The organism is Bacteroides sp. NSJ-48 (assembly GCF_014287405.1).
Lineage (GTDB): Bacteria > Bacteroidota > Bacteroidia > Bacteroidales > Bacteroidaceae > Bacteroides > Bacteroides stercoris.
This window is the reverse complement of record NZ_JACOOD010000121.1, coordinates 1-603: the sequence shown is the minus strand read 5'-3', so window position 1 is coordinate 603 and position 603 is coordinate 1. Positions and strand designations below refer to the sequence as shown.

The 603-nt window shown below is 39.8% G+C and carries 1 rRNA gene and 1 pseudogene; both read right to left on the bottom strand.

From position 1 onward, the window contains the following. Positions 1-104 (bottom strand): annotated as a pseudogene (locus H8S52_RS19750) (DDE transposase); the annotation flags it as partial. Positions 105-486: 382 nt separating this feature from the next. Next, a 5S ribosomal RNA gene (gene rrf, locus H8S52_RS19745) occupies positions 487-597 on the bottom strand. Positions 598-603 lie beyond the last annotated feature (6 nt).

Genomic DNA, 603 nt, shown 5'->3' with positions numbered 1-603 from the left:
AGATAAGCACCGATATTCTTTTCGAATAGTAGCCAATCCTCTGCATGAACAAGTTGGTCCCAATGGAGATAACCACTTAGATGGTTACGGTATTGACGCTCCAATAAATCCCCGTCAACTCCATATGATACTCATTCGATACGGGAAAGGAAAGGGAAATTTCAAAACCTGTTTAAAGAGACATAAATAAAACTTCTCTCCACATAGAAGACAGAGCATTTTTTTAGACATAAGAACAGAAAGACATAAGAGGAGATGCTTGCCAGATATATGATGTGATATGGGTATGAGTGATACGATATAATATCCTAAAAGCAAAGAAAGAGAAATACTTCACAAGTATAAGAATAATCCCCACTAAAAATCTATTAACCCCAAGAAAACAAGCAAAGAAAAGAAAAGCAAGCAAAACAAGGCAAGGCAGACAAAATAGCCCGAAAACAAGAAAGCCCCTGCATCTTCCGATACAAGGGCTTCTCTCTAAAAAAACGGCGACTACCTACTCTCCCACTGTTACGCAGTACCATCGGCGTGACTGAGCTTAACTTCTCTGTTCGGAATGGGAAGAGGTGGAACCTCAGTGCTATAGTCACCTGAATAAGG